We start from the raw sequence: 2414 nt of genomic DNA, 5'->3' as shown, positions 1-2414 counted from the left end.
GTATGCGTCCGACAGTCCCACCTAGACGATCAGCAAACAACCGATTTTGCCCGCAGCGGCAACAATTCATCAATACGATTATTTTTACAGGTAGGGAGTTTTTCCAAAGTTTCTTTAAGCCAGGCAAGCGGTTCGATGTTATTCGCTTTGGCGGTGGCGAGTAGACTTTGAATGGCAGCAGCCCGTTTGCCAGCGCGTTCTGATCCGGCAAACAGCCAGTTCTTCTTGCCGATGGCAATAGGACGGATGGCATTCTCGATCGGATTATTATCAATCGGTAGATTGCCACTGGCGGCATAGCGCATAATCGCCGGCCAGCGCTTGAAGCTGTAATCGATGGCTTTGGCCAGACTGCTGCCATCCGCCGTCTTTTGACGCGTCAGCAGTAACCACGCATGCATCGCTTCCAATCTCGGCAAGGCTTGTTCTTGGCGGTACCGTGCGCGTTGTTCAATCGAGTAATCTTTGGCCGCGCTCTCAATGTGATACAGCTCGGCTATTCGGCCCAGCGCTTCGGCGGCCGTTGGGTGTTGATTGGCCGCATGCAAATCAAAGAATTTACGTCGCGCATGCGCCAGGCAAGCGAGCTCAGTGATGCCCTGACCAAACATGGCTTTATAGCCCGCGTAGTCATCGACCATCAGGTGTCCTTGCCAATCGGCGAGGAAAGTGCGCGCATGGCTGCCACTGCGCCCAGGCTGAAACTCAAACACGATGATCGGCGGACCTTCGTCGAGACTATTACTTCGATACGCCCACAAGTAAGCGCGTTTGGTTTTACCTTTGCCGGGATCTAATTGTTGCACCGGTGTTTCGTCGGCATGCAGGACGCTGCGTTCTTTGAGTAATTCGGTCAATCGATCTACCAGCGGTTGCAAAGCGACCCCGATACGTCCGATCCATTCAGCCAGCGTCGATCGAGAAATCCCCGCACCATGACGGGCGCTGATTTGTTCGATACGATACAGCGGCAAATGATCTAAGTATTTTTGGATAACGACCCACGCATGCAAACCGGGCGCGGCTAGCCCGCCGTCGATGATGGCCGGAGGAATGGCGGCTGCGGTAACCGTTTCGCAAGCGCGGCAGGCGTATTGCGGACGGATATGGCGATGCACAAAGAAACGCGCTGGTTCGACATCGAGTTGTTCACTGATATCTTCACTGATCTGCACCAGCACATTGCCACATTGACCGCAGTTGCACGATTCTGGTTCGTGCCGATGTTCGATGCGTGGCAATTCTGCCGGCAGTGGCTTGCGCCCGGTTGGTTTCGTTTTTACGCGGGGTGCAGAGGAGAGTTGCTCCAGTTCGGCCTGCATGGCATTAAGATCGGTTTCTTGTGTCTCATCGAATAAATCCCGTTGCTGTGCAGTGAAGGCTTCGGAGGTGCTGCAAAATTTGATCCGCTTGTGGTACGCCAGCTCTAACGTGAGAGCGGCAATTTTAGTGTCTTTACGGTGTATTTCTGCATCGTGTTGGGCGATTTTACTAGCATCCTTGTGCGCTTGTTCTGCCCAGGCGGCAACCTGTATCGCCAACTGTTCTGGTGACGTGGTGTGCGGATTAAACTGAGCGAGTGCGGTAGCGAGATCCATGCTGGAAGTTTACATAGACTCGCCCATGTTTACAACCAAAAAGAATGGTGTTTCGCTATTTTTTTGAACGTATTAAAGATTCACACTTGCCAGTGCGTTGGTGCCTGTGCCGTCAGGCGATGCCAGTCGACACCTTTGATGAGCCAATCCCATTGTGCTTGCGTAATCACCCAGCATCGATCATCGTTGCTGGGCCAAACAAACGCACCACGGTGTAATCGGCGCTGACAGCACCACACGCCAGTGCCATCCCAGATTAACAGTTTTAATCGTGTTTTAGGACGATTGCAAAATGCATAGGCGGTGCCATCGCATGGCGTGGTACCTAAACTAGTTTGTATCCATTGCGATAAACTCTCTAGGCCACGGCGCATATCGACTGGTTCAATCACGCAACAAATTTGACCTGGTGCGATCATGCTAATTCATTGAATAATCGAGCTAGCCAGGTAATCTGCACATCCGCAGGTAGCACAAGCTGCCATCCAGATCCATGTTGCAAGACGATCGGCAGAGTCGATGCTGCTGGCGTGCTGGGTTGAATTACAATCGGAACAGTGATCAGGGGTGCTGTTGCTGGTAACTCCTTTCGGCCACGCATAATCCAGCCGTTGAATGTGGTGGCATTTAATTTGCGCTCACGACAATACGCTGCTTGCGTCAGCCCTGATGCGCGCCAGGTACTAACATGTTGCAGCCAATCTGCGCGGATTAGGATGGATTTGATTCTTGACATACTTTGCTCTCCAAAATGATCCAGTCTGGACAGTGCATGAAATTATTTGCTGTTCATAGATGGTAGCGTTGGACGCTTAC

General features: G+C 52.1%; 3 protein-coding genes. All 3 read right to left on the bottom strand.

Annotated elements, in window-relative coordinates; all coding sequences use genetic code 11:
- Positions 1-29: 29 nt before the first annotated feature.
- The 3 genes from tnpC to tnpA all read right to left on the bottom strand — a co-directional run bounded on the left by tnpC (position 30) and on the right by tnpA (position 2334).
- Complete coding sequence (tnpC, locus tag AAKU61_RS22415) at positions 30-1598, bottom strand: IS66 family transposase (RefSeq protein WP_354335829.1); 1569 nt, start codon at positions 1596-1598, stop codon at positions 30-32.
- Between the two features lie 80 nt (positions 1599-1678).
- Positions 1679-2017, bottom strand: a complete 339-nt coding sequence (gene tnpB, locus AAKU61_RS22410; protein WP_322119772.1) for an IS66 family insertion sequence element accessory protein TnpB — start codon at positions 2015-2017, stop codon at positions 1679-1681.
- Complete coding sequence (gene tnpA / locus AAKU61_RS22405) at positions 2014-2334, bottom strand: IS66 family insertion sequence element accessory protein TnpA (RefSeq protein WP_322119773.1); 321 nt, start codon at positions 2332-2334, stop codon at positions 2014-2016. Before tnpA ends, tnpB begins: the two co-directional genes overlap by 4 nt.
- Positions 2335-2414 lie beyond the last annotated feature (80 nt).

The sequence above is a fragment of the Undibacterium sp. GrIS 1.2 genome (assembly GCF_040544435.1).
Taxonomy (GTDB): domain Bacteria; phylum Pseudomonadota; class Gammaproteobacteria; order Burkholderiales; family Burkholderiaceae_D; genus Undibacterium.
Note: the sequence above shows the minus strand (reverse complement) of the source record. Positions and strands in the feature narration are given on the sequence as shown.

What these genes read in the sequence shown, in the direction of transcription:
- tnpC (WP_354335829.1), bottom strand. Translation starts at nt 1,598, where the DNA reads ATGGATCTCGCTACCGCACTCGCTCAGTTTAATCCGCACACCACGTCA.
- tnpB (WP_322119772.1), bottom strand. Translation starts at nt 2,017, where the DNA reads ATGATCGCACCAGGTCAAATTTGTTGCGTGATTGAACCAGTCGATATG.
- tnpA (WP_322119773.1), bottom strand. Translation starts at nt 2,334, where the DNA reads ATGTCAAGAATCAAATCCATCCTAATCCGCGCAGATTGGCTGCAACAT.